Source organism: Streptomyces sp. 351MFTsu5.1, from assembly GCF_000383655.1.
GTDB classification, from domain to species: Bacteria; Actinomycetota; Actinomycetes; order Streptomycetales; family Streptomycetaceae; genus Streptomyces; species Streptomyces griseorubiginosus.
Window position 1 is genome coordinate 23,690 of the sequence record NZ_KB911792.1, and the last position, 23,146, is coordinate 46,835.

Below are 23,146 nucleotides of genomic sequence, written 5' to 3' on the forward strand. Positions count from 1 at the left end.
GGTCAGGACCCGTTCTGGTCCGGTCGGACCGGAACCAGGGCCGTCCGGACCTGGTCGGTGCCCTTGTGGGAGGCGGGGTTCCCCACCGACGTCACCCTGCCGCAGGTCCAGGTTGTCGTCCGCCTTCGTATTCGGGCACGGGGGCTGAGTGAGGTCGTCCCGGTCGATGGGAGGGGCGCCGCGCGCTTGCCTGCCGGCCGGCCGAACCTCGTAGGCGTTCGATTCCGCCGCCGTGAGCGAGGCGAGGACTGCGTCGAGGCCGCGGGTGGCCTCCTCGGCGACCGGGCGCAGGGCGTCGAGTTCGGTGAGGGCGACCATCGTGCCCGGGTCGAGGGCCTGTACGACCGTGCCCTCGCCGTCGCTGCGGAGGACGACGTTGCAGGGCAGCTGGAGGCCGTCGCTGCGGTCGGCCTCCAGCGCGCGGCGGGCGAGGGGCGATCACCCAGCATGACGTAGTCCTCCACGGAGTGAGGGACCGGCAATGAGCATGGGGCCCAACGGTCCCGGCCGAACACATACCCGGGCGGGTACTCGGACAGGGACCAGCGGCCCATGCCCGGCGCCCATCTCCCGCAGGACAGTGGACACATGGCCAAACACATCGTGATTCTCGGCGGCGGGTCCGCCGGCACCATGACGGCCAACCGCCTGTGTCGCACACACGACCGGAGCGAGTGCCGGATCACGGTCGTCGACCAGAACGACGACCACCTCTACCAGCCCGGCCTGCTGTTCGTGCCCTTCGGACTGGCCCAGCCGCGCCATCTCGTCCGCTCCCGCCCCCGGCAGCTCGACCCTGCGGTCGACTACAAGATGGCGCGGATCGACCGGGTCGACCTGGACGCACGAACCGTCCGTCTTGCCGGAGGCATACAGCTGCCGTACGACGTCCTGGTGGTCGCGACCGGAGCCACCCTCCTGCCGGAGGAGACCGAGGGGCTCACCGGTCCCGGCTGGGGCGAGAAGGTCTTCACCTTCTACGACCTGCCCGGCGCCGCCGGTCTGCGCGACGCGCTGGAACGCTTCGAGGGCGGCCGCCTGGTGATCGATGTCGCCGACCTGCCTCTCAAGTGCCCCGTGGCGCCGTTGGAGTTCGCCTTTCTGGCCGACTGGTACTTCCAGCAGCGAGGCATCCGGGACCGGGTCGAGCTGACGTACGCCACCCCGCTCGACGGCGCGTTCACCAAGCCGGTCGCGGCCAGGACGCTGGGCGGCCTGCTCCGGAGCAAGGGCATCGAGCTGGTCACGGAATTCACCCTCGGCGAGGTCGACGGCGCACGCGGGCGGCTGGTGTCGTACGACGAACGGGAGGTGCCCTTCGACCTGGCGGTCGTGGTGCCCCTGCACGGTGGCGCGGAGTACGTGGAGCGCTCCGAGGGGCTGGGCGACGAACTCGGCTTCGTGCCCGTCGACCCGCACAGCCTGCAACTCCCGGGCCGTCCGGAGGTGTTCGCGATCGGTGACGCGGCGGGCCTGCCGGCGTCCAAGGCGGGGTCGGTGGCTCACTTCGAGGGTGAGGTGCTGGTGCACAACATCGGCCGTCACCTTGCCGGGCGGCCGCTGGACGCGTCCTTCGACGGACACGCCAACTGCTTCGTGGAGACCGGTTTCCACAAGGCCCTGCTGATCGACTTCAACTACGACACCGAGCCGTTGTCCGGCCACTTCCCGGGTCCGGTCGGGCTGCCACTGCTGAAGGAGTCGCACGCGGCCCATCTCGGCAAGCTCGCCTTCGAATGGCTGTACTGGCACAGCCTGCTGCCCGGCCGCGAGCTGCCCGGCATCGGCTCGGCGATGCCCGAGCACGGCAAGCGCCGCATCTCCCACTGAACGGAGGACTCCGTCATGCCTGTCGTCACCTACGACAACACCGACATCCCGGTCGACGACGAGGGCTTCTTCACCGAGCCCGCCCTGTGGACCGAGCCGATGGCCGAGCAGGTCGCGAAGGAAGCCGGCATCGGCACGCTGACCGACCGGCACTGGATCATCATCCGATTCATGCGGGATCAGTACGCGGTCAAGGGCACCGGTCCGACCGTTCGCGTCCTCGGCAAGACCTCCGGAGTGAGCGTCAAGGAGCTCTACCAGCTCTTCCCCAAGGGCCCGGCGAAGACCGCCGCCAAGATCGCCGGTATCCCCAAGCCCCGCGGCTGCATCTGAGAGGGAGCGCATGCACACGACCGGTACCGCCACGATCGAGAAGGTCTCGATCATCGTCTCCAAGGGCTCCCTGGAGGGCATCTACCCGGCCCTGATCATGGCCAACGCTGGGAACACATCAAGCTGGCCACCGTCGGGAACCCGGGACTGCACCTGCCGACTCTGCTGGGTGGCATGCCCGGCGTCCCGGACCTGGTGACCCGTTACATGGAACGCAAGATGGACAAGCTCGACATCCCGTCGATCCCCGAGTTCATCGAGATGATCGCTGACACCGGGGCGGGCATCTACGCCTGCAATGCCTCCGTCGACCTCTTCGAACTCGGCAAGGAGGACCTCGTCGACCAGGTCCAGGGCATCATCACGGTCGGGGAGTTCTACGAACACGCGGCCGGAGGCCAGATCATCTGCACCTGAGACGAGTAGATCGAGGAAGCGGGTGGAGAACATGCGAGCTCAACTCGGTGACGTACTCATCGTCGAAAGTCCGACCACCGGCGCCACCAAGCGTGACGGCGAGATCGTCGGACTGCACCACGGCGACGGAACACCCCCCTACGACGTGCGGTGGTCGGACACGAAAGAGGTGACGCTCGTGTTCCCCGGCCCGGACGCGCACATACGGCACGTCCAGAGCGCGAGCGACTGACCTCGGCACCGCCGAGCGCCGTGGTGCCGCGCGTCGCGGGTGCGTGACCGACCGGCGGTCGGTCACGCACCCCTTTCCTGCCCCAGGCGTACGTGCTGTCACTGGAACGCCGCATGCACCTCGCTCTCCGTCGCCGCATGGGAGACGACGAGCACCACGTCGCCCTCCCGCAGCTCGAAGCCCGGGGAGGGGGCCTTCGGGTCGCCGTCGCGGACGACAGCGGCGACCACGATGCCGGGCGGCACGGCGAGCTCCGCCAGGGTGTGGCCCACCGCGCGGGACTGGTCGGTGATGACGGTCTCGATGACGCTCACGCCCGCCCTGCTCAGCCGCAGCAGCGCGACCGTGTCGGTGGCGCTGGTCGCCTCCTCGATCAGGGAGATGAGCGGAGCGGCGGCCGGTACGGCTGTGTCGACGCCCCAGTGCGGGGTGAACAGCCAGGCGTTCTCGTCGTCGTTGACCCGGGCGATGACCCGGGCGACCCTGAACTGGCGCTTGGCGAGCAGGCTGATGACCAGGTTGTCCTCGTCCTCGCCGGTGGTGGCGACGACGAGGTCGGCCGAGTGGGCGCCCGCGCCCTCCAGGACGGCGGGTTCGCAGGCGTCCCCGACCCGCACCTCGGCGGGCACGTGTCCGAGGAGCGCGGCGGCCCGGTCGTCGTCCTGGTCGACGAGCGTGACCTCGTTGTGAGCGGCGCCCAGCACCTGGGCGATCTGAGTGCCGAGGCGTCCGGCCCCGGCGACGACGACCTTCATGTCCCGAGCTCCTTGTCCAGGAAGCCGCGCAGCCGGCCCAGCGCGTCCGCGGCGACCGCGAACGTGACGAGATCGTCCGTCTCGGCAGGCGTGTGGGACGTGGGCAGGAACGACCTGCCCCCGCGTGTGACTTCGACGATACGGATCTCGCCGTCCACCTCCAGGCCGCCGAGCGGTCGGCCGGTCAGATAGGCAGGGAGGCGGGAACGCAGCAGCAGGGTCTCGCCGTTGCCGAAGTCGAGTTCCGGTGTGAGATGGCGGTGCAGCAGCATCTGGTGCAGCTGGTGAACGGTCCAGCGCACGCTCGTGATGGTCGGGATGCCCAGGTCGCGGTAGATGTCGGCGCGCCGGGGATCGTAGATCCGGGCCAGCACGATCGGCACGCGGTACGTCTCCTTTGCCGTGCGAGCACTGACGATGTTGGTGTTGTCGCCGGAGGTGACGGCGACGAATGCGTCCGCGAGCTCGATCCCCGCACTCTCCAGCAAAGTGCGGTTGAACCCGTTGCCGTGCAGCACCTGACCGGAGAACCCGGGGGGCAGCAGCCGCTCGGTCCTGGGATCGCGGTCGATGACGCGGACATCGTGGCCCTCGTCGACCAGCTGCGCGGCCAGTCCGGAACCGACCCGGCCGCAGCCCACCACGACGACTCTCATGACGCCGCCTCCTTGTCGTTGCCGATGGCGGCCCTTACGGTCGTCGGGGTCCGTCGCACCCACCACTTGCGGGCTTCCTCCGCGGCCAGCAGAAGAACGCCGAAACCGGTCAGAACCGCCCAGTCCGTCACGGAGAGAGGCGCTGTGTGGAACACCTCCTGGAGCGGGGGCGCGTAACTGATGGCGGCCATCAGACCCACCCCGAAACAGCCCGCCGCGATCAGCCGCGGATTGGAGAACAGCCCGGTCCCGAACACGCTGAGCCGGTCGGTGCGCACCGCCAGGGCGTTGAAGAACTGGCCCACCACGATGGCGGCCTGGGTGAGGGTGATCGCCTTGCGATAGGCCGGGTCGTCGGCGGTGAACGCGTCGTAGGGGATCCCCGACGCGTGGATCTGCCAGAAGAACACGGCACAGACGCCGATGGACATGACGCTTCCCAGGAACAGGAAACGGCGCACGAGTTCGGCGGAGAACAGCCGTTCGTGGCGGTCGCGGGGCGGACGGTCCATGGTGTCCCTCTCCGGCGGCTCCGCTCCCAGCGCCAAGGCCGGGAGCACATCCGATCCCAGGTCGATGGCGAGGATCTGCATGGCCGTCAGCGGCACCAGGGGGAAGCCCGCGAAGGCGGCGACGAGGATCGGCACCAGTTCGGCGATGTTGTGACTGAAGAGGTAGGCGAGGAACTTGCGGATGTTGCGGTAGACGGACCGGCCCAGTTCCACCGCGGCGGTGATGGACGCGAACGAGTCGTCGAGAAGCACCATCTCGGACGCCTCCCGGGCGACATCCGTGCCACCGGCTCCCATGGCGACGCCGATGTCCGCGTGCTTCAGTGCGGGCGCGTCGTTCGCGCCGTCGCCGGTGACGGCGACGACCTCGCCCCGGGCCTGGAGTGCCGCGACGACCCGCATCTTGTGCTCGGGGCTCACCCGGCACAGCAGCAACTGGCCCGGGGCCGCGACCAGCGCGTCGAGCGCCACCGCGTCCAGGGTGTCGAGCCGGGAGCCGGTCACCACCGTGGGGGAGGGGTCGGTGACGATGCCGACGCGGCGGGCGATCGCCTCGGCCGTCAGCGGGTGGTCCCCGGTCAGCATCACGATCCGGATCCCGGCCCGGCGACACGCCCGCACCGCGTCCGACACCTCGGCCCTGGGCGGATCGAGCATGCCCAGCAGCCCCAGGAAGGTCAGCTCCGACTCGGCCACCGCCATGTCGTCCGCCGGCTCGTCCATCCGGCGTACGGCGACTCCCAGGACCCGCAAGCCCTGGCCGGCCATCGAGTCGTTCGCGTCGACCACGCCCTGTCGCAGCTCCTCGGTGAGCACGCGCTCCGCCCCGTCGAGCCGTATCCGGGTGCAGTGGGCGAGGAGCTCCTGCGGCGCACCCTTGACGCACAGCGTGTCCACGCCGTCCCGGTGGGTGAGCGTGCTCATCAGCTTGCGGACGGGATCGAAGGGGAACTCCCCGATCCGTGGGGCCGCCTCCTTCTCGCCGTCGGGGTCCACCCCCGCCTTGACCCCCGCGACAAGGATTGCGCCCTCCGTGGTGTCGCCGAGGATCCGCCACCCCTCGCTCGCGGTGGGCGGGACCAGGCGGGCGTCCGTGCACAGGACCGCGTTGCGCAGCAGCTCGCGCACGGGTCCGACGTCGGTCACCTCGCCGACCGGTGCGTATCCCACGCCGGCGACGGGGTGCCAGGCCCCGTCGGCCCAGATCCGGGTGACGGTCATCTCGGCCTGGGTGAGCGTGCCGGTCTTGTCCGTGCAGATCACCGTGGTGGAACCCAGTGCCTCCACCGCCAGCAGGCGCTTCACCAGCGCCTTCCGGCGTGCCATCCGCCGTACCCCGATGGCCAGCGACACCGACAGCGTCGCGGGCAGCCCCTCGGGTACGAGAGCGACCATCACCCCGAGCGCGAACACGAACGCCGAGACGAGGGGCTGGCCCGTCTGCAGGCGCAGCGCGAACACGCCGGCCCCGATCACGATCGCCAGCGCCGACACGCGCCGGGCCATCACCGCGACCTCGCGTTGCAACGGTGTCTTCTGCCGCGGTGCCTCCTGGGTGAGCCGGAAGATCCGACCGAACTCGGTGGCCGAACCCGTCGCGTGGACGACGGCCCTGCCCGACCCGGAGACCACCGTGGTGCCCATGAAGACACAGTTGCGGGAGTCCAGGGCGCTGCCCGCGGCGCTCGGCTCGGACGTCCGGCCGACGGCCGAACTCTCCCCGGTCAGGGGGGCGTTGTTCACCGACAGGCCGTGCGCCTCCACGACCCGGCAGTCCGCGGACACCGCGTCTCCCGCCTCCAGCAGAACGAGGTCACCAGGCACCAGAGCCCCTGACGGCAGCTCCCGCCGCTGACCGTCCCGCAGGACGCGGGAGGTGTGGGGCACCATGGCCTGGAGCGTCTGGGCGGTGCGCTCGGCGGAGTACTCCTGGACGAAGCCGATCACGGCGTTCAGGACGACGACGCCCAGGATCGCGAAGGCGAGCTGAAGGTTTCCGGGGTCGGGCGGGTCCTGGAGGGCGTAGGCGAGGAACGTGAGGGCGGACGAGGCGATCAGAACCACCGCGAACAGATCGGTGAACTGCGCCGCGAACCGTCGCCACACACCTCTGCGGCGCGGACGGGCCAGCTCATTGGGCCCGTAAGTCCGCAGCCGTACGTCTGCTTCCTGCGAGGTCAGCCCGTGCGGCGAGGACGCGAACGCCTCGAAGACCCCTTCCGGAGCCGGTCGCTGCACCGGCGGGCCGGATGCGTCGGGCGGTGCGGCCGCCGGCGGCCGGGCGGTCGCGGCCGGAGCACCGGCGACGGAGTGACGTGGCACCTGACCCCCAGGGCGACGGGTCTGTCGGACATGCCTCGCGGCCGTATCCCTCAGTGGGCGACCAGGTGGTCGTCCACCTCGTACACGTCGGGGATCGCCGCCACTTCCTCGGTCAGCCGCGGAATCAGCTTCCGGTCGATCGTGCCGGTGAGGGTGACCGTGCCGTTGCGGACCTGCACCTCAACATCGCCGGGCGCCACACCCAGCGCGTCCCGGACGATGTGGGAGACGATCTCCTCACGGATGGCCCGGTCGTCCCGGACCAGAGCGTGCAGCAACTCGGCGCGGCTGACGACCCCGACGAGCCGGTTGTGGTGATCGGTCACGAAGATCTGGCGGATCCGGGAACGGGCAGCCGTGCGGGCCGCCTCCACCACGGGCGTCCAGGGGCGGACGGTGAGCGCCGGTGCCGACATCAGTGTGCCGGCAGTGCCGCCCGCCGCATCGACGTCGCGGTGCCGGCCGAGCAGCCGGGACCATGCATGAGGCCTCTCCTCGGGTGCCGACAGGTCGGCGGCCCGGGCGAGCAGATCGGACTCCGCGATCACACCCAGGACCCGCTGGGATCCGTCCACGACGGGAACGGCTCCCATCCGCTGGCGAGCCAGCATCCGGGCGACGTCCAGGAACGGGGTGTCGGCCGTGACGCCGGTGACGGACCGCTTCATGACGTGCCGCACCTGGAGGTCGTCGATGGTGGCGGCCTGCACGGCGGGCGGCTGCGGCGAAGGCGTCGTTCCCCGGTCGGCCGCAGCGGTGGCCGACTCCTCGGCAGCCGCCTGCGACGCGTGCGACGCGACGGCCTGGAGGTAGCGCACCATCATGGTCTGACGGAACTCCTCGACCGGTTTCCGTGCGTCAACGGGCACAGTGTGGCGTGCCTCGGCGGACGCGGCCGCGCCTTCCCGCGCGTCTCGGTCATCCATGACTACCTCCCGCGGTGCGCGGAACATGACTCCTACGCCCACTCTCCCGCCGTCACAGCAGGGGGTACAGGGCCGTCCGGCCCCCTTCTGCAGGTCGATCGGCCTCTGGGAGGACCCTTGCCCGCTTCCTAACGTGAAGGCAGGAAACGTGGGGGCACTGTGGCGATACGGGAGGTGCCATGCCTGCGCTGCGCGAGTTCCTCGCACGCTGGCGACCGGCCGCCCCACCCGGCCGTGCGGTCGTCGGAGCGGTTCCGGCGGATCGGACCGCCGAGCTCACGGCCGAACTGGCACCCACCCTCGCCCTGCTGGACGACAGCGTGACCGAGGCCACGGCCATCCGCGAGAACGCCGCCCGCGAAGCCCGCGAGCGCCGTCGCACCGCGGCCGAGGAGGCCGCCCGGACCGTGCGCACAGCCCGGGCACGCGCCCTGCGGGTGAGGAGCGAGACCGCCGCCCGACTGCGCGCCGAGGCGGTTGCGGACGCCGAACGCGAGGACGCGGCGGCACGGCACGCCGTCCGCGAGCTGCGGGACCACGCTCGGGCACGCACCCCGGAACTCGCGGCACGCATGGTGGCCCGGGTGGCCCGGGACCTCGGTGTCGCACCTCACCAGGAGGCGCCGTGAGTGCGGGCTGGGTCGCCGGGACCACCCGGGCCAGGGCGATGGCCGCTGCACGCGCCGGGCCAGGGAGGGCACACGAACTGGCGACGGCACCGAACCTGTCCGAAGCCTTGCGTGTCCTGGCCACCACCTTCTATCGCCGTGGTCTCGATCTGACGGCCGGCCCGGGCCGGGCACAACGGGCCGTGTCGGACGCCCTGCTCTGGCAGCTGAGGGTCCTGGCCGGATGGCAGCCACGAGCCGGTGCCGCCGCCGTACGACTGCTGGCCTCCGGGTTCGAGATCGCCAACACCCGGGACCGGCTCCGCGCCCTGTCCGGCGCCCCGGAAGCCTCGCCCTACCGGCTCGGTGCGCTGGCGACCGCCTGGCCACGACTGTCCCGCGCCACCTCTCCGACCGGCCTGCGGGCAGTCCTGACCGCCTCCGTGTGGGGGGACCCGGGATCCGCCACCCCCGCGGCCCTGCTCACCGGGATGCGGCTGTCGGCGGCCGCCCGCACCGCGGCACAGGTGCCCGTGGCCGCGCACTGGGCGGCCGGCGACGCCGCGCTGGTGCTGGCCCGTGAGGTTCATCTGACCGGACACCGGCTGACCGGAACGGCCCAGCGGGACGCCGTACGGCTGCTCGGCACGGCCGCCGTACGGGCGCCTGCCTTCACCGGGTTCCGCGCCCGGCTCCCGGCGTCCGCCCGCTGGGCGCTGGAGGGTGTCGAGGAGCCGGAGGACCTGTGGCGCGCGGAGGCCCGCTGGTGGCCGGCGGTCGAGCGGGACGCGGTGTCGATGCTGGCGGGGGCGCGCTTCGACATGTCGCCCCTCGTGGGCGCCGTCGGAGTCCTGACCGCCGACGCCTGGCGGGTGCGTGCCGCGCTGGAATGCGCCGCGCACGACGGCGGTGCCCTGGAGGCCTTCGATGAACTCCTGGGCTGACTCCCTGATCCCGGACCGCATGCGGCGGGTGGCCGTGGTCGCGCCCACCGACGCCCTGCGCGACACCCTCGTGCGGGTGGCGGACGCAGGCTGCGTCGAACTGGACCGGCCCGACGGTGCGTCCGGTCCCGCGGCGCCGCACCTCCAGTCGCTGGAAGCCGTGTCCGAGCCCCCCGTGCTCTCCGAGTCGGAACCCGACCTCGACCGCCTGCGCCGCCAGGGCCTCACCGGCCTGCTGGCGGGCGAGGCCCAACTGGCGGCGTACCGAGAGGCGGCGGTGATCCGGGGGAGCGCGGCCGCGCTCGCCGGATGGTGCCCGACGGCCGAACTGCCGCGGCTCGCGGCCCGGCTGGCGGACGGCGGAGGAGCCGTGGTCCCGCTGCGTGCGCCCCCGGGCGTCGACCCCCCGACCCGGTTGTCCGACACCGGCACCGTGCGGAACTCCCTGGTTCCGCTGGTGCGAACCTACGGGACCGTGCCGTACGCAGACGTCGACCCGACCGTGCCCGCGGGCATCGCCTACGTCGTCATGTTCGGGATGATGTTCGGCGACGCGGGCCACGGTCTGCTGCTCCTCCTCGGCGCGCTCCTGCTGCGCTCGGGCCGACCGAGGCGTCTGTTGTTCATGCGTCCCCTGTGGCCCTTCCTGACCGGTGCCGGCGTTGCGAGCATCCTCGCGGGAATCGCCTACGGGGAGTTCTTCGGTCCCACCGGCGTACTGCCGGTGCTCTGGCTGAACCCGCTCGATGCTCCCATGCGCCTGCTGGCGTGCGCGATCGGCCTCGGTGCCGTCCTGCTGGCCCTCGCCTACGGGACCGGCATCGTCAACCGTTGGCGGGAGGGCGGCCCGGGGCGGGCCCTGTACGCGGTCTCCGGCGTCGCGGGAGCCACCGTCTTCCTCGGATTCGCCGGGCTCGCAGCCGGAGTCGCCCTGCACGTGCCGCTGATCGTCATAACCGGCTCGTTGCTCGCTCTCGCCGGGCTGGGGCTCGCCGGCACCGGGCTCATGGCGGCGTCCGGCGGAGGTGCCTCCGGGGCCGTGCAGAGCGGCGTCCAGCTCTTCGACGTGGTGATCCGCATCGGCTCGAACACCGTCTCCTTCGCCCGGCTGGCGGCGTTCGGACTCACCCACGCCGCGCTGGGCGGCATCGTCTGGCAGGGCACCACAGCCCTGACCGGAGCCGGGCCGGCAGCGCTGCTCGCCGGGCTTCTGCTCTTCGTCCTCGGCAACGCGCTGGCCTTCGCCCTGGAGGCGCTGGTGGCCGGCGTGCAGGCCCTGCGGCTGGAGTTCTACGAACTGTTCTCGCGGGTCTTCGACGCGGAGGGTCGGCCCTTCCGCCCCTGGCACGTGCCTACCCTCACCTGCCACGAAAAGGCGCCCGCACCCCACGGTACGGAGGTGACACCATGATCGTCTGGTTGATCGCGCTGCCGGTGCTGGTCGGGGCATACGCCGGGACCCGCCGGCTGCTGCGCCACCGCGGTCCGGCCGTGCTGCGGTCGGTCCTCGCGGCGGACGCGGCACTGTTCACCGGAGCCCTCGTGCTCCTGCTGGTCGCCCTGAGCGGCGGCGCGGCTCAGGCGGACCCGGCCACCACGGCGGCCGCGGAGAACTCCGGTTCCCAGTCCGCGGCCCTCATCGGAGCCGCCATCGCGGTCGCAGGAGCCTCCATCGGCGCGGCGATCGCTGTCGCCTACACGGGCGCAGCGGCGCTGGCCGCGCTGAGCGAGCGGCCCGAGCTGTTCGGCCGGGCCATGGTCATCGTCGGCCTCGCCGAGGGCATCGCCATCTATGGCCTGGTAGTCGCCATCATCCTGATCGGGAAGACCTAGCCATGTCGCACATCGCGGCGATCGGAGAGCGGCAGCGGGTCATCGGGCTGTCAGCGGTCGGTGTCGCCGTCCTGCCCGCGCCGGACCCGGAGGCGGTGCGCGCCTCCTGGCACACGCTTCCGGCGGGCGTCGGGCTGGTGATCCTCACGTCCGCCGCTGCGGAGGCGCTCGGCCCGGGGGTGGTGGCCGGCGACGAGCCGCTGGTGGTGGTGATGCCGCCATGAGGGCGTCACTCACCGCCGAGGCCGAGGAGGCACTCGCGCCGGTGCGAGCCCGGCTCCTCGCAGACGCCCAGGCCGCCGCGGAGGCCGTGCTGGGAGCCGCCGTCGAGGACGCCGACGCCATGTCCAAGGACGCCGAGTCCCGCGCCGCCGCGATCCTCGCCGAGGCTCGGGAACAGGGTGCGGCCGACGCGATGGCCGCCCGCCGGGCGGTCCGCGCCCAGGCCCGCAGGGCCGCCCGCGCCCGGGACCTCTCCGCCCGCAGGCAGTGCTGGGAGGAACTGCGCCGACAGGTCGTGCGGGGCGTCGAGGACCTGCGCCGCACAGCGGCCTACCCGAGCCTGCGCGGACGACTGACCCTCCGGGCCCGGCACCTGCTCGGCCCGGACGCCCGGATCACCGAGGTGCCCGGCGGCGGCGTCATCGGCGAGACCAGGAACCGCCGGGTGGACCTCAGCCTGGCCGCCTTCGCCCAGCACGTCCTCGACCGGCACGGGGCGGAACTGGAGGAACTGTGGACACCCTGACGCACCTGTCGTACGGCACCGGCCGCATCCTGCGGGTCACCGGGCCGCTCGTCCAGGCCGAAGGCGTGCGCGGCAGCGCCATGTACGACCTGGTCGCGCTCGGTGAGTCGGGTCTGCCCGGCGAGATCGTCGCGATCCGGGACGCGGTCGTCACCGTCCAGGCGTACGAGTACACCGGAGGCCTCGCGCCCGGCATGCCCGTCCGGACGCTCGGTCACCCCTTGTCCGCGACGCTCGGCCCCGGCCTGCTGGGCGGGATCTTCGACGGGCTGCTGCGCCCGCTGTCCGGCGTGGGTGCGTGGCTGGAGCCGGGAACCGTCGAGGGGGAGGCCGGGACGGAGCCGGCGGTGTGGACGTTCACACCACGGGTCGTGGAAGGCGCGGAGGTTCGTCCGGGAGAGTCCCTCGGCGAGATCGAGGACGCGGGACCGGTGCGTCCGAGGGTTCTGGTGCCGCCGGGCTGCGCGGGGCGGGTGGAGGGTCTCGTGGGGCCGGGGAGCCACCCCGAGGACACCGTCGTCGCGACCGTGGCGGGCACACCGGTCGGCATCACGAGCCGCTGGCCCGTCCGGACCCCGCGGCCCGTCCGCGAGCGCCGGGACACCGGCCTGCCGCTGCGTACCGGCCAGCGCGTCATCGACCTGCTCTTCCCCGTGGCCCTGGGCAGCACCGTCGCCGTACCCGGCGGCTTCGGCACCGGCAAGACCGTCCTGCTCCAGCAGATCGCCAAGTGGTGCGACGCCGACGTCATCGTCTACGTCGGCTGCGGCGAGCGCGGCAACGAGATGGCCGACGTCATCGACGAGTTCAGCGCCCTCACCGACCCCCGCACCGGTGGGCGCCTCGCCGACCGGACCGTGATCATCGCCAACACGTCCAACATGCCGATGATGGCCAGGGAGGCGAGCGTCTACTCCGGTGTCACCGTCGCCGAGTACTTCCGCGACATGGGCCTGAACGTCGTCGTCATCGCGGACTCCACTTCTCGGTGGGCCGAGGCGCTGCGCGAGTTCGCCTCCCGGACCGGTGCGCTGCCCGCCGAGGAGGGCTATCCGGCGGGCCTGGCCTCGGCGATCGCGGCGTTCTACGAGCGGGCCGGAGCGGTGACCACGCTCGGCGGCGACACGGGTTCCGTCACCGTCGTCGGTGCGGTGTCCCCGCCCGGCGGCGACATGGCCGAACCGGTCACCGCCCACACCCAGCGCTTCGTCCGCTGCCTGTGGACCCTGGACCGCGACCTCGCCTACGCCCGCCATTACCCGGCCGTCTCCTGGGCCGAGTCCTTCTCCCGGGACGCCGAGGCGCTCGGCGCCCACCACGCCGCCACCGACGACCCGGACTGGCCCGCCCGCACAGCCCGTGTGACCGGCCTGCTCGCCGAGGCCGACCGGCTCGCCGACCTGGTGGACCTGCTCGGCATCGGCGCGCTGCCCGACCAGGAACGCGTCAGCTTCCTGGGCGGACGTCTCGTGCGCGAGGGAGTGCTCCAGCAGAGCGCGCTGTCCGAGCGGGACGCCTACAGCGGCGCGGAGAAGAGCGCGGCCCTGGCCGAGGCGGTCCTCGCCGTCGTCGACCGCTGCCGCGAACTGGCCGACCGGGGCGTGCCGGCGGCGCGTCTGGAGGAGGCCGACTTCACGCCCGTGCTGCGCGCCCGTGAGGAAGCGGGCCCCGACGACGCCGCGACCGTGCGAACCCTGCGCGAGACGATGCTCGCCCGGCTCGGGGAGGTGACATGACCACCCGCGTGGAGTACACCTCGGTGCGCGAGCTGAACGGTCCGCTCGCGGTCGTGGACAAGGTCGAGGGCGTCGGATGGGACGAGTTCGTGCTGCTCACCTCCGACTCCGGCGCACAACGGCACGGACTCGTCCTGGAGGTCGACCGCGGCACGGCCGTCGTCCAGGTCCTGGAGGGCACCGCGGGCCTGGATCCGGCGCGGCTGCGCGCCGCCTTCACCGGATCGCCCTTGCGCGTCCCGGTGGGCCCCGGATGGCTGGGCCGGGTCTGCAACGGACGCGGCGAGCCGCTCGACGGAGGTCCGCCGGTCTTCGGCGCGGCGGCCGCAGCGGTGGGAGGCCGTCCCGTCAACCCGCTGCGCCGCGAGCCGCCGGCCGAACCGGTGCTCACCGGCGTCAGCGCCGTGGACGCCCTGACCACGCTCGTCCGCGGCCAGAAGCTCCCGGTGTTCTCCGCGGCCGGACTGCCGCACCTGGAGCTGGCGGCACAGATCGCGGCCCAGGCGACGGTGGAGGGGGAGTCGTTCTGTGTCGTCTTCGCCGCCATGGGAGTGACCCACGCGGATGCCGGGTTCGTACGGAACGCGCTGGAGGAGCGGTCCGCAGCGGGGGAGTTGGTGCTCCTGCTCAACACCGCCGACGACCCTGTCATCGAGCGGATCCTCACGCCCCGCATCGCCCTCACCGTGGCCGAACACCTCGCCTTCGCCGAGGGCCGGCACGTCCTGGTGGTGATGACGGACATGACGAGCTACGCCGAGGCACTGCGGGAGGTCTCCGCGGCCCGCGGCGAGATCCCCGCCCGCCGGGCCTACCCCGGCTACCTGTACAGCGATCTGGCTTCCCTGTACGAGCGCTGCGGGCGACTGCGTGGCCTGCCGGGCTCCGTCACGGTGCTGCCCGTCCTGACCATGCCCGCGGGCGACATCACGCACCCGGTGCCGGACCTCACCGGGTACATCACCGAGGGCCAGATCGTGCTGTCCCGGTCGTTGCATGCGCGAGGTGCCTACCCGCCGGTGGACGCCCTGTCCTCGCTGTCGCGCCTGATGCGCAAGGGTGCCGGACCAGGCCGCACGCGTGCCGACCACCTCGACGTGGCGGCTCAGCTGCTGTCCGCCCTGGCCCGCGCGCGCCAGGTCAGGGAACTCGCCGATCTCGTCGGGCAGGCGGCGCTCAGCCCGGCCGACCGGTGCTCCCTGGACTTCGAGGACGCCTTCGCGCGCAGGCTCCTCGACCAGCGGCGGGACGAACTGCGCACCCTGGATCAGACGCTGGAGCGGGCCTGGCAGGTGCTGTTGACGCTGCCACGCGGCCAACTGACCATGCTGCCGGCCGAGTTCCTCGACGCCCATCGCGCGCCGGAGAGCAAGTGATCGTATGACGGAACTGCGCGTACCCCCCGGCCGGGCCGGACGTCTCAAACTGCGCCGTGGCCTGGAAGTGGCGCGCCACGGGGCCGATCTGCTCGACCGGAAACTGCGCGTCCTTCACGCCCGCCACGAGGAACTGCTGCGCGCCGAGCGCGCAGCGCGGGAACAGTGGCACGCGCGGCTCACGGAGGCGGAGTCCTGGGTGCGGCGCGGACTGCTCCTCGGGGGCGAGGACGCTCTCGACACGGCCCTCACACGGCGTCCCGCGGAACTGGAGATCACCTGGACCTCGACGATGGGCGTACGTCATCCTCGTGCCGCCTCGTGTGGCGTGCCGGATGCCGATCCGGACGAACCGGCACCGGCGAACACCGCCCTGGTCCACGCCGGGGCCGCCTACGCGGACGCGGTACGGGCAGCCGCCGAGTACGCAGCCGCCGGTGCCGCGGCCCGCGCCGTGGGGGACGAACTGCTCCGTACCCGGCGGCGGGTGCGGGCCCTGCGGCGGCACTGGATTCCGCGGCTGGAGACCGTACTCGCCCGGGTCGACGCGGGGCTCGAACAGAACGAGCACGAGGACGCGGTGCGCAGGAAATGGGTGGCGGACAGACAGGCACAGGGGCGTTGACCCCAGGCGACGCGGTCACGGTGCCTACCGGGCAGCACAGGGCGGGAAGGGCCCATCCGCTTCTCGCGGATCCTGATTGCGCGGTGCGCGCCCCGAAGGCGCTTCCCCGCGTCTCCCGGCGAGCCCTTCCCGCCACCTCCAGCACATCATTTCGACCGCGTGCGCACCAGGGCCGACCGGCCCCATTCGAGGGGTACGGCCGCGACCGCCGTCCCTCAGTAGGGGAGGGGACGCCCGGAGGGCGTGCGCAGGTCCTGGGGCTCCGGCCGGCGGGGAGTACGGGGGCACTTGGTCTGCTGTATCCGCCTCATGATCGCCGCCTCCTTGGACGCCGTCCGCGGTGCTCCGGTCGATTCGGTGCCGCGTGCACCAAGGAGTCTTCTCCGCCTCCGCTCCCTCCGCTTGAGGCCAAAGCCCCCGGAACGCGGGCCGTGTCACCCTGCCGCCAGGGCCGACCGGCCCTGTCGCGTCTCCAGCCGCTTGCGCACCCCTCAGCCCGAGGAGTGGTCCCCGGTCTCCGGTTGTTCCAGGTGGGTGGCGAGGACGGCGGCCTGGACGCGGCGCTGGACACCGAGTTTGGACAGGAGGCGGGAGATGTGGTTCTTGACGGTCTTCTCGCTGAGGTAGAGCCGCTTGCCGATCTCGCGGTTGGTGAGGCCGTCGCCGATGAGGGCGAGGATGTCGCGTTCACGGGGGGAGAGCCCGGCGAGCTCGGGGGCGAGGGCGGGTGTGTCGGTGGGCTCGGTGCGGAGTGACCGCATGAGGCGGGCGGTGGTGGCGGGGTCGAGCATGGACTGGCCGGAGGCGACGGTGCGGACGGCGGAGATCAGGTCGGTGCCTTTGATCTGTTTGAGGACGTAGCCGGAGGCGCCGGCCATGATGGCGTCGAGGAGGGCGTCCTCGTCGTCGAACGAGGTGAGCATCAGGACGGCCAGGTCCGGCATGCGGCTGCGTAGTTCGCGGCAGACGGTGATGCCGTCGCCGTCGGGCAGGCGGACGTCGAGGATGGCGACGTGGGGGCGTACGGCGGGGGCGCGTACGAGTGCGTGGTCGGCGTTGGCGGCGTCGCCGACGACGCTGATGTCGTCCTCGGCGTCCAGGAGGTCCATCACGCCGCGGCGGACGACTTCGTGGTCGTCTAGGAGGAAGACCCGGATGGGGTCCTGCGGGGTGAAGGTGCGTGCCTCGGTCATCTCGACTCCCTCGCTCCCGGTCACGTGCCGTCTGCGGGTGGTCCTGCTCATGTCCAGTGTGCCTTTCACCGTGCACGTGGCATGCGCAGAGCCGTCACGCCAAGCGTCCGTGGGAGCCTCGGTGTGCGCTGCGGCCGGGAGCAGGCGGCGCCAGCGGGCCGGTGCCCGGACTTTCGGGGTGCCGGCGTCCCCGTCCGCCTCACGGCATCGCAGGCACGGTCACGGAGAACCTAGCCCGGACGCCGCCGTCGGGTCGGCCGACGGCCCTCCGCGAGGTCGCGCATTCCGGACCGGTAGGCGGCGGAGTCGATCCGACCGTGCAGACGCCGTGCGACCAGCCGGATCTCGCTCTTCTCCAGCTTGCTGTCCCGTCGCAGCCGGGAGGCTTCGCCGACGGTGCCCGGCGCGCACAGGCGGGCGGTGTCGTACAACGCACCCACAAGGATGAGCAGTTGGAGGAACACGGTGAGGACAACCATGGCACTGGCCCTGAGGGATCGAACGCCGTACGCCACGGCGTGGTCACTGTCAGCCTGCATCGGGTGCCGGGCCTGGGGCAGTGGCCGACCTGCCCCTTCCCAGGCCGAAAGCCCCCTGGACTCCGCCGTGGGCAGCACCCTCGGCGCGTGAACGGCGTGAGAGTCAACCGGTGCGGTGTCCCCAGCGGGGTCCCACCATGCCCCATTCCACGTCCCACTGGGCGAGGCGCCGACGGTCGAGTCCCCTGCGCAGGACGCTCCCGACTCCGAACACCACGCCGGAGACGCCGAAGGCGGACGCCGCGCCCAGCAGGCCGGACTCCACGGACGCCTCGGTCCGGCTCGGCGGTGCGGTCACCAGATCGCCTCGGACGTCGGTCCACACCTCGACCGCGGAGCCGACACGGCGGCCCGATTCCACGAGGGTCTTGCCGGTGTGCACGGACCCGTCCGGTGCCGTCCAGCGCACCGCGGCCGGCGACCGGAAGCTGTGCGCGGTGGCCCGCGGGGTGTCCACGAGGAGCACGGCCCGGACCGGTGTCCGCCCGGCGCGCTGCCGGGCGAAGACCCCGTCGGCCCCCTGGGCGGTCGCCACACCGGCCACCGTGCCGCCCACGGCCATGATCACCCAGACGGCCAACACGAGCCACGCCTCCAGCACGTCCTCGCGCCGCCGGAGCGGATTGCCGCGCCACCGCCACCACCACGTCCTCGTACGCCCGGCCATCGGTCCGCACCTCCCCATGCACCGTCACTGTCGTTGTCCGGGAACGTGACAGCCGTGGCCCAGCCGCGGCAGGGGCCTGTCAGGGGCCGATGCAGGGACCGTCGGGGTCAAGTCCCCGACAGAGCTGGGCCGTTCGGCCCGGAACTGGTCGCCCGGGCCGGCCGTCCAGGCGTGCCGGGTGCGCGGGCCGTACCCCGGTCGGACCCGGACCAGGGACCATCGACCCCCTCACCGCACCCTCCCACCGCCCCACCCTCGAAGGCACGGGACCTGTCCGTCGCTCGTGCGGGAGGAGAGCATCATGCGCATCGCATCTCTCGACGCCACGACCCTGGAAGCCTGCCTTTCGGCAGCTGTGGCGGCGCCCTCGTTCTTCAACAGCCAGCCCTGGCGCTACCAGCTCGACCCCGACACCGCCACCCTGGAGGTGCGAGCCGCCCCGGAACGGAGCCTGCGCCAGGCCGACCCCGTCGGCCGCGCCCTGCACATCTCGGTGGGCGCATCCGTCTTCAACCTCCGCGTCGCCGCACTCCACTTCGGCTGGTCACCCGTCGTACGCCTGCTGCCCAGGCCCGAGGACCCCGGCCTCCTGGCCACGATGCGCATGACGGCTCCCGTCCACCGCACCACGGTCACGTTCCGTGCCGACCTCTACCCTGCGGTCTGGCGCAGGCACAGCAGCCGTATGCCCTTCTCCAGCCGTCAGGTCCCGCCGCCGGTCCGCGCCGAACTCGCCGAGGCCGCGCACATGGAAGGCGCCCTCGTCACCTTCCCCGCCCCCGCCGAGACGGCCCGTATGCTGCGAGTGGTGTCCGAGGCCGAGCAGCGCAACCGCGCCGACACGAACCGCGGCACGGAGAGCCGCCGCTGGCTGCACCCGGACGGGGCCGGGGCCACGGACATCGGGCTGCCGAGGACGACCCTGGGACCACAGGACGCGCGCGAGCAGATCCCGATGCGGGACTTCACCGCCCAGCGGCACCCCGAACGGCTGCCCGCCCAGGACTTCGAAACCACCCCGCTCATCGCTCTGCTCACGACCGAACACGACCGACGCACCGACTGGCTGCGCACCGGGCAGGCGCTCGAACACGTACTGCTGGTGGCCACAGCCCACGGCGTGCGCGCCTCCCTGCTGCACCAACCGATGGAGTGGCCCGACCTGCGGACCGAACTGAACCCCGAGCCCGATCACACCGGGCACGCCCAGATGCTGATCCGCCTCGGCTACGGCCCCGAGGGCCCCGCCACCCCGCGGCGCGCCCCGCAGGAGGTGAGCGACCCGGAGACGCTCCGGTGAGAAGGCCTGCCGGCGGGCCAGTGCCGTCCCGTCGTGCGGTGGGGACCGAACGGCCCATGCGGACGCCGGTCACTCGGCCCACGCTGGAACCGTGGGGCACTTCCGGTGCCCCGGAGCGAAGGAGGAACGGTCATGAAGGGCTTCGTCTTCCACGGCCCCGGACAGTCCGCCTGGGAGGAGGTGCCGGACCCGGCCGTCCAGGACCCCACCGACGCCGTCGTACGGGTCAAGGACGTCACCATCTGCGGGACGGATCTCCACATCCTCAAGGGCGACGTGCCCGAGGTGGAACCCGGCACGGTGCTGGGCCACGAGGCCGTCGGCGAGATCGTCGAGATCGGCAGCGACGTGCGCACCGTCCGGCCGGGAGACGAGGTACTGGTCTCCTGCATCACCGCCTGCGGCCGCTGCCGCTTCTGCCGGCAGGGCATGTACGGCCAGTGCCTGGGTGGCGGAGGCTGGATCCTGGGCCACCGGATCCATGGCACACAGGCCGAGTACGTGCGCGTGCCGTACGCCGACCTGTCCGTGCACCGGCTGCCCGGCGGACTGAGCGGGCAGGACGCCGTACTGTTCGCCGACATCTACCCGACCGCCTACGAGGTGGGCGTGCTCAACGGTGGCGTGCGCCCCGGGGACACCGTCGCCGTCGTCGGCGCCGGCCCCATCGGACTGGCCGCGATCCGCACCGCGCAGCTCTACACCCCCGAGCGGATCATCGCCGTGGACCTCGCCGACTCCCGGCTGGACGCCGCCAAGCGGCTCGGTGCCGACGTCGTCGTGTCCGTGCGTGAGGACCCCGCCCAACTGGTCGCCGACCTCACCGACGGCCTGGGCGCCGATGTCGTCATCGAGGCCGTCGGCGTCCCCGAGAGCTTCGAGCTGTGCACGCGGATGGTGCGGCCCGGTGGGCACGTGGCGAACGTCGGGGTGCACGGCAAGCCTGCCACGCTGCATCTCGAAGACCTGTGGATCAAGAACGTGACCATGACGACCGGGCTGGTCGACACCTCGTCGACCCCCACGCTGCTGCGGATGGCGGCAGCCGGCCGACTGCCCACCGCGTCGATGGTGACCCACACCTTCCCCCTGGACAGCATGGAGGAGGCGTACGACGTCTTCGGGAGCGCGTCCGAGACCGGCGCCCTCAAGGTCGTGCTGGGCGAGCCGCGACACGACGCACTCGCCGTTCCTGCGGCCTCGTGACGGAGGAGGAGAGAGCCGTGCGTGAACACGCGTCGGCCGGTGCGGCGCAGCCCGCGACCGGCCAGGGTGCGAGTGACCTGGGCCGCCGCCTCGCCGGCAGGCGTGCAGAGCTCGGCCTGACCAGGCAGGAAGTGGCCGACCGGGCCGGCATGGACACCGGATACCTCCGCTACCTGGAAGAGACCTCCGCTGCCGCTCCGGGCGTCGGCACCCTCCTGCGGCTCGCCGACGCGCTGGACACCGGGGTCACGGTCCTCACCGGCGGTGACGTCGATCTGCCGCCGGGGCGGGGCCGGGCGAGCAGAACAGCGGAGTCGGTGGAACTCGGCACGGACGAGTGCTGGGAGCGGCTGTCGACGCACGGGGTGGGCAGGCTCGGCATGATCACCGCCGAGGGCGTGACGATCCTTCCCGTGAACTACACCGTCGTCGACGGTGTCATCGTCTTCAGGACCGCCCCGGACTCCCTCCCGGGCGCGGTCCCCGGCGAGCAGGTCGCCTTCGAGGCCGACCACGTCGACGAGGTGTTCCGGCACGGCTGGAGCGTGCTGGTGCGCGGCCTGGCCCGTGAGGTGACGCGGCCCGACGAGGTACGGCGGCTGACCGAGCGGGCGTACAGCGAACCCTGGGCCGGCGGGCGGCGCGACCTGTGGGTCCGCCTCGACCCGGTGGAGATCACCGGCCGGCTGATCAGGGAGCGTCTGCCGGGCGGGTGAACCACACGCGCAGGGCCGTCCCGCGCGTGGTCAGGGGCCAACGGCCCCTCATGCTCCGGCAACGGCCGGGTACATGCTGGGGCAGACGACTCACCACGCGGCGAAGGTTGGACCGCCCATGTATCCGAATGACGGTTTCCGTGAACTGGACCGGCAGGAATGTCTGCGCCTGATGGCGAGGGTGCCTGTGGGGCGCATCGTTCACACACGACACGCCTTGCCCGCGGTCCTGCCGGTCAACTTCTCGCTGGATTTCGACGGGGGCGTGCTGTTGCGGACGGCAGCGGCCTCGGAACTGGTCCGCGCGGTCGACGGCGTGGTCGTCGCCTTCGAGACGGACGAGGTCGACGCGACCGCACAGGCCGGCTGGAGCGTCGTCGTCACGGGCCAGGCCGCGGTGGTGACCGATCCTGCCGAGCACGCGCGGCTGTGCCAGGTCGGGCCACGTTCCTGGGCACCCTCGCCCGACGAGGTGTTCGTGCGGATCGCACCCGAGCTGATCACGGGCCGTGAACTCGTCGGCGGGCGCTCCGTGTACGGCACCCGGCTCGCCTTCTGAGCACAGCTCACCGCGGTCCGCGCGGGACCGAACGTCCCGGAGTGAAAGGGCCGCACGGCGCCCGGGCCGACCCACGCGGTCCCTGCCCCTTTCCTCCCTCGTGGACGAACATCGTCGCGAGAGCCCGGTGGACCGACCACCGGGAGGGACGTGCACGGAAGGGGCCGGGACATGACTGGACAGCGCGTGGTCGTCGGAGTGGACGGCACACTGATCGCCGTACGAGCACTCGACTGGGCGGCCGAGGAGGCCGAGCGGCGTGGCGCCACCCTGCACATCCTGTACGCCGTGACCGATCACGACGAGGCGGGGCCGGTGCTGGCCGCCGCCGCTGCTCGGATCCGCGACCACCATCCTGGCCTGCCGGTCGTGACCGGCGCCGCCGAGGGCACCGCAGTGCAGGCGCTCGTACGGGAGAGCGAGGGCGCCGCCCTCACCGTCGTCGGCACCCGCGGGCTCGGGCGGGTCTCCGGCACGCTGTTCGGATCGGTGAGCCTGCGGCTCGCCGGGCACACCCGCAGTCCCCTCCTGGTCGTCCGCGGCGATCACCGGTGCGACGGCGGGCGCGAGGTGCTGCTCGGCCTGGAGAACGACACCGACGCGGACGCGGCCGCCTACGCCTTCCAGGAGGCGGAGCGCCGCGGTGCCCGGCTCACGGTCCTGCACGCCTGGAGCCACCGGCACCAAACGCCCGAGCTGCCGTCGCTGATCCCGGGGACGAGCCCGGGACAGCGGGAGGCGGCCCGGCGCGAGGCGGGCGAGGAGGCGGTCGGACGCTTCGACGTGGCCGAACTGCGTCAGCGCCACACCGGGGTCGGTGTCGAGACCGTGACGGTCCGTACCGATCCGGCGCACGCCCTGCTGGAGAAGACACGGGAGGCCGGGCTGGTCGTGATCGGGGCCCGCCGCCACGGCCACGGCAGCACGCCGCGGCTGGGCACGGTCGGACACACCCTGCTGCACCGCTCGCACTGCCCCGTGGTGGTGGTGCCGGCCGGATAGGGGCACCCGGGCCGGCAGGGGTGGCCCGAACGGCCCTGTCGAGGGCCCCGCGGGCGGACGGAAGCTGGTTCTGTGCCGCACCGCGCGCACGTCCACCCCGAGACCCGCCAC

Annotated in this window: 25 protein-coding genes and 2 pseudogenes; 19 read left to right on the top strand and 8 right to left on the bottom strand. The window is 72.4% G+C overall.

The features are described from left to right. Window positions 1–225: 225 nt before the first annotated feature. A pseudogene (locus H295_RS45880) lies at window positions 226–602 on the bottom strand (DUF302 domain-containing protein); the annotation flags it as partial. Between H295_RS45880 and H295_RS0132265 the strand changes: the two are divergent. The 5 genes and pseudogenes from H295_RS0132265 to H295_RS0132280 all read left to right on the top strand — a co-directional run. After that, window positions 589–1,830 (top strand): NAD(P)/FAD-dependent oxidoreductase, encoded by a 1,242-nt coding sequence (locus H295_RS0132265; RefSeq protein ID WP_020139482.1) that lies wholly within the window; start codon window positions 589–591, stop codon window positions 1,828–1,830. The pseudogene H295_RS45880 and the gene H295_RS0132265 overlap by 14 nt on opposite strands. A 15-nt stretch (window positions 1,831–1,845) precedes the next feature. Beyond that, the gene (locus H295_RS0132270) at window positions 1,846–2,163 is read left to right on the top strand and encodes a TusE/DsrC/DsvC family sulfur relay protein (protein WP_020139483.1); all 318 of its coding nucleotides are present in this window, start codon (window positions 1,846–1,848) and stop codon (window positions 2,161–2,163) included. Between the two features lie 10 nt (window positions 2,164–2,173). Continuing rightward, window positions 2,174–2,362: a hypothetical protein gene (locus tag H295_RS48125; protein ID WP_234021721.1), complete on the top strand. Its 189-nt coding sequence runs from the start codon at window positions 2,174–2,176 to the stop codon at window positions 2,360–2,362. Then, window positions 2,338–2,580, top strand: a complete 243-nt coding sequence (locus tag H295_RS48130) for a DsrE/DsrF/DrsH-like family protein (RefSeq protein ID WP_234021722.1) — start codon at window positions 2,338–2,340, stop codon at window positions 2,578–2,580. Before H295_RS48125 ends, H295_RS48130 begins: the two co-directional genes overlap by 25 nt. A 31-nt stretch (window positions 2,581–2,611) precedes the next feature. Continuing rightward, window positions 2,612–2,797: pseudogene (locus H295_RS0132280) on the top strand (DUF1918 domain-containing protein); the annotation flags it as partial. A gap of 113 nt (window positions 2,798–2,910) precedes the next feature. On the opposite strand, the gene H295_RS0132285 reads toward H295_RS0132280, so the two are convergent. Genes H295_RS0132285 through H295_RS43810 form a run of 4 tightly spaced genes read right to left on the bottom strand, consistent with a single transcriptional unit; the run spans window position 2,911 to window position 7,983 of the window. Next, window positions 2,911–3,567: a potassium channel family protein gene (locus H295_RS0132285; RefSeq protein ID WP_020139485.1), complete on the bottom strand. Its 657-nt coding sequence runs from the start codon at window positions 3,565–3,567 to the stop codon at window positions 2,911–2,913. Further along, entirely contained in the window at window positions 3,564–4,223 is a 660-nt protein-coding gene (locus tag H295_RS0132290) for a potassium channel family protein (RefSeq protein ID WP_020139486.1), read from the bottom strand. Before H295_RS0132290 ends, H295_RS0132285 begins: the two co-directional genes overlap by 4 nt. Next, entirely contained in the window at window positions 4,220–7,057 is a 2,838-nt protein-coding gene (locus H295_RS0132295) for a cation-translocating P-type ATPase (RefSeq protein WP_267974101.1), read from the bottom strand. Before H295_RS0132295 ends, H295_RS0132290 begins: the two co-directional genes overlap by 4 nt. 50 nt (window positions 7,058–7,107) lie before the next feature. After that, a complete protein-coding gene (locus tag H295_RS43810) occupies window positions 7,108–7,983 on the bottom strand; it encodes a CBS domain-containing protein (RefSeq protein ID WP_020139488.1) in 876 nt (291 codons plus the stop codon). Between the two features lie 179 nt (window positions 7,984–8,162). On the opposite strand from H295_RS43810, the gene H295_RS0132305 reads away from it, so the two are divergent. From H295_RS0132305 to H295_RS43820, 9 genes are read left to right on the top strand one after another with little or no spacing between them, the layout of a single operon-like run. Then, a complete protein-coding gene (locus H295_RS0132305; protein WP_020139489.1) occupies window positions 8,163–8,612 on the top strand; it encodes a hypothetical protein in 450 nt (149 codons plus the stop codon). Further along, window positions 8,609–9,535, top strand: coding sequence for a V-type ATPase subunit (locus H295_RS0132310; RefSeq protein ID WP_020139490.1), 927 nt, complete (start codon window positions 8,609–8,611; stop codon window positions 9,533–9,535). The genes H295_RS0132305 and H295_RS0132310 overlap by 4 nt, the downstream gene beginning before the upstream one ends. Beyond that, the gene (locus H295_RS0132315) at window positions 9,519–10,946 is read left to right on the top strand and encodes a V-type ATPase 116kDa subunit family protein (protein WP_020139491.1); all 1,428 of its coding nucleotides are present in this window, start codon (window positions 9,519–9,521) and stop codon (window positions 10,944–10,946) included. Before H295_RS0132310 ends, H295_RS0132315 begins: the two co-directional genes overlap by 17 nt. Continuing rightward, entirely contained in the window at window positions 10,943–11,368 is a 426-nt protein-coding gene (locus H295_RS0132320; protein ID WP_020139492.1) for an ATP synthase subunit C, read from the top strand. Before H295_RS0132315 ends, H295_RS0132320 begins: the two co-directional genes overlap by 4 nt. 2 nt (window positions 11,369–11,370) lie before the next feature. After that, window positions 11,371–11,592 carry a V-type ATP synthase subunit F gene (locus tag H295_RS0132325; RefSeq protein ID WP_020139493.1) on the top strand — a complete coding sequence of 74 codons (222 nt, stop codon included), beginning with the start codon at window positions 11,371–11,373 and terminating at the stop codon, window positions 11,590–11,592. Then, a complete protein-coding gene (locus tag H295_RS43815) occupies window positions 11,589–12,116 on the top strand; it encodes a hypothetical protein (RefSeq protein ID WP_020139494.1) in 528 nt (175 codons plus the stop codon). Before H295_RS0132325 ends, H295_RS43815 begins: the two co-directional genes overlap by 4 nt. Beyond that, window positions 12,104–13,852, top strand: a complete 1,749-nt coding sequence (locus H295_RS0132335) for a V-type ATP synthase subunit A (protein ID WP_020139495.1) — start codon at window positions 12,104–12,106, stop codon at window positions 13,850–13,852. The genes H295_RS43815 and H295_RS0132335 overlap by 13 nt, the downstream gene beginning before the upstream one ends. Continuing rightward, the gene (locus tag H295_RS0132340; RefSeq protein WP_020139496.1) at window positions 13,849–15,228 is read left to right on the top strand and encodes a V-type ATP synthase subunit B; all 1,380 of its coding nucleotides are present in this window, start codon (window positions 13,849–13,851) and stop codon (window positions 15,226–15,228) included. The genes H295_RS0132335 and H295_RS0132340 overlap by 4 nt, the downstream gene beginning before the upstream one ends. 4 nt (window positions 15,229–15,232) lie before the next feature. Further along, window positions 15,233–15,853 (top strand): V-type ATP synthase subunit D, encoded by a 621-nt coding sequence (locus tag H295_RS43820; RefSeq protein ID WP_020139497.1) that lies wholly within the window; start codon window positions 15,233–15,235, stop codon window positions 15,851–15,853. Between the two features lie 491 nt (window positions 15,854–16,344). Here H295_RS43820 and H295_RS0132350 read toward each other — a convergent pair whose 3' ends face one another. The 3 genes from H295_RS0132350 to H295_RS0132360 all read right to left on the bottom strand — a co-directional run bounded on the left by H295_RS0132350 (window position 16,345) and on the right by H295_RS0132360 (window position 18,252). Beyond that, window positions 16,345–17,046, bottom strand: coding sequence for a response regulator (locus H295_RS0132350; RefSeq protein WP_020139498.1), 702 nt, complete (start codon window positions 17,044–17,046; stop codon window positions 16,345–16,347). Between the two features lie 230 nt (window positions 17,047–17,276). After that, entirely contained in the window at window positions 17,277–17,525 is a 249-nt protein-coding gene (locus H295_RS0132355; protein ID WP_020139499.1) for a hypothetical protein, read from the bottom strand. 163 nt (window positions 17,526–17,688) lie between these two features. After that, window positions 17,689–18,252, bottom strand: a complete 564-nt coding sequence (locus H295_RS0132360; RefSeq protein WP_020139500.1) for a hypothetical protein — start codon at window positions 18,250–18,252, stop codon at window positions 17,689–17,691. A 301-nt stretch (window positions 18,253–18,553) separates the two neighbouring features. On the opposite strand from H295_RS0132360, the gene H295_RS0132365 reads away from it, so the two are divergent. The 5 genes from H295_RS0132365 to H295_RS0132385 all read left to right on the top strand — a co-directional run bounded on the left by H295_RS0132365 (window position 18,554) and on the right by H295_RS0132385 (window position 23,035). Then, on the top strand, window positions 18,554–19,552 hold the full coding sequence (locus H295_RS0132365; RefSeq protein WP_020139501.1) for an Acg family FMN-binding oxidoreductase: 999 nt from the start codon (window positions 18,554–18,556) through the stop codon (window positions 19,550–19,552). A 132-nt stretch (window positions 19,553–19,684) separates the two neighbouring features. Then, window positions 19,685–20,758: a zinc-dependent alcohol dehydrogenase family protein gene (locus H295_RS0132370; RefSeq protein WP_020139502.1), complete on the top strand. Its 1,074-nt coding sequence runs from the start codon at window positions 19,685–19,687 to the stop codon at window positions 20,756–20,758. A 17-nt stretch (window positions 20,759–20,775) separates the two neighbouring features. Then, complete coding sequence (locus H295_RS0132375) at window positions 20,776–21,474, top strand: helix-turn-helix domain-containing protein (RefSeq protein WP_020139503.1); 699 nt, start codon at window positions 20,776–20,778, stop codon at window positions 21,472–21,474. 118 nt (window positions 21,475–21,592) lie between these two features. Next, the gene (locus H295_RS0132380; protein WP_020139504.1) at window positions 21,593–22,033 is read left to right on the top strand and encodes a pyridoxamine 5'-phosphate oxidase family protein; all 441 of its coding nucleotides are present in this window, start codon (window positions 21,593–21,595) and stop codon (window positions 22,031–22,033) included. A gap of 171 nt (window positions 22,034–22,204) precedes the next feature. Continuing rightward, window positions 22,205–23,035, top strand: coding sequence for a universal stress protein (locus H295_RS0132385; protein WP_028809951.1), 831 nt, complete (start codon window positions 22,205–22,207; stop codon window positions 23,033–23,035). The last annotated feature ends 111 nt before the right edge of the window (window positions 23,036–23,146 follow it).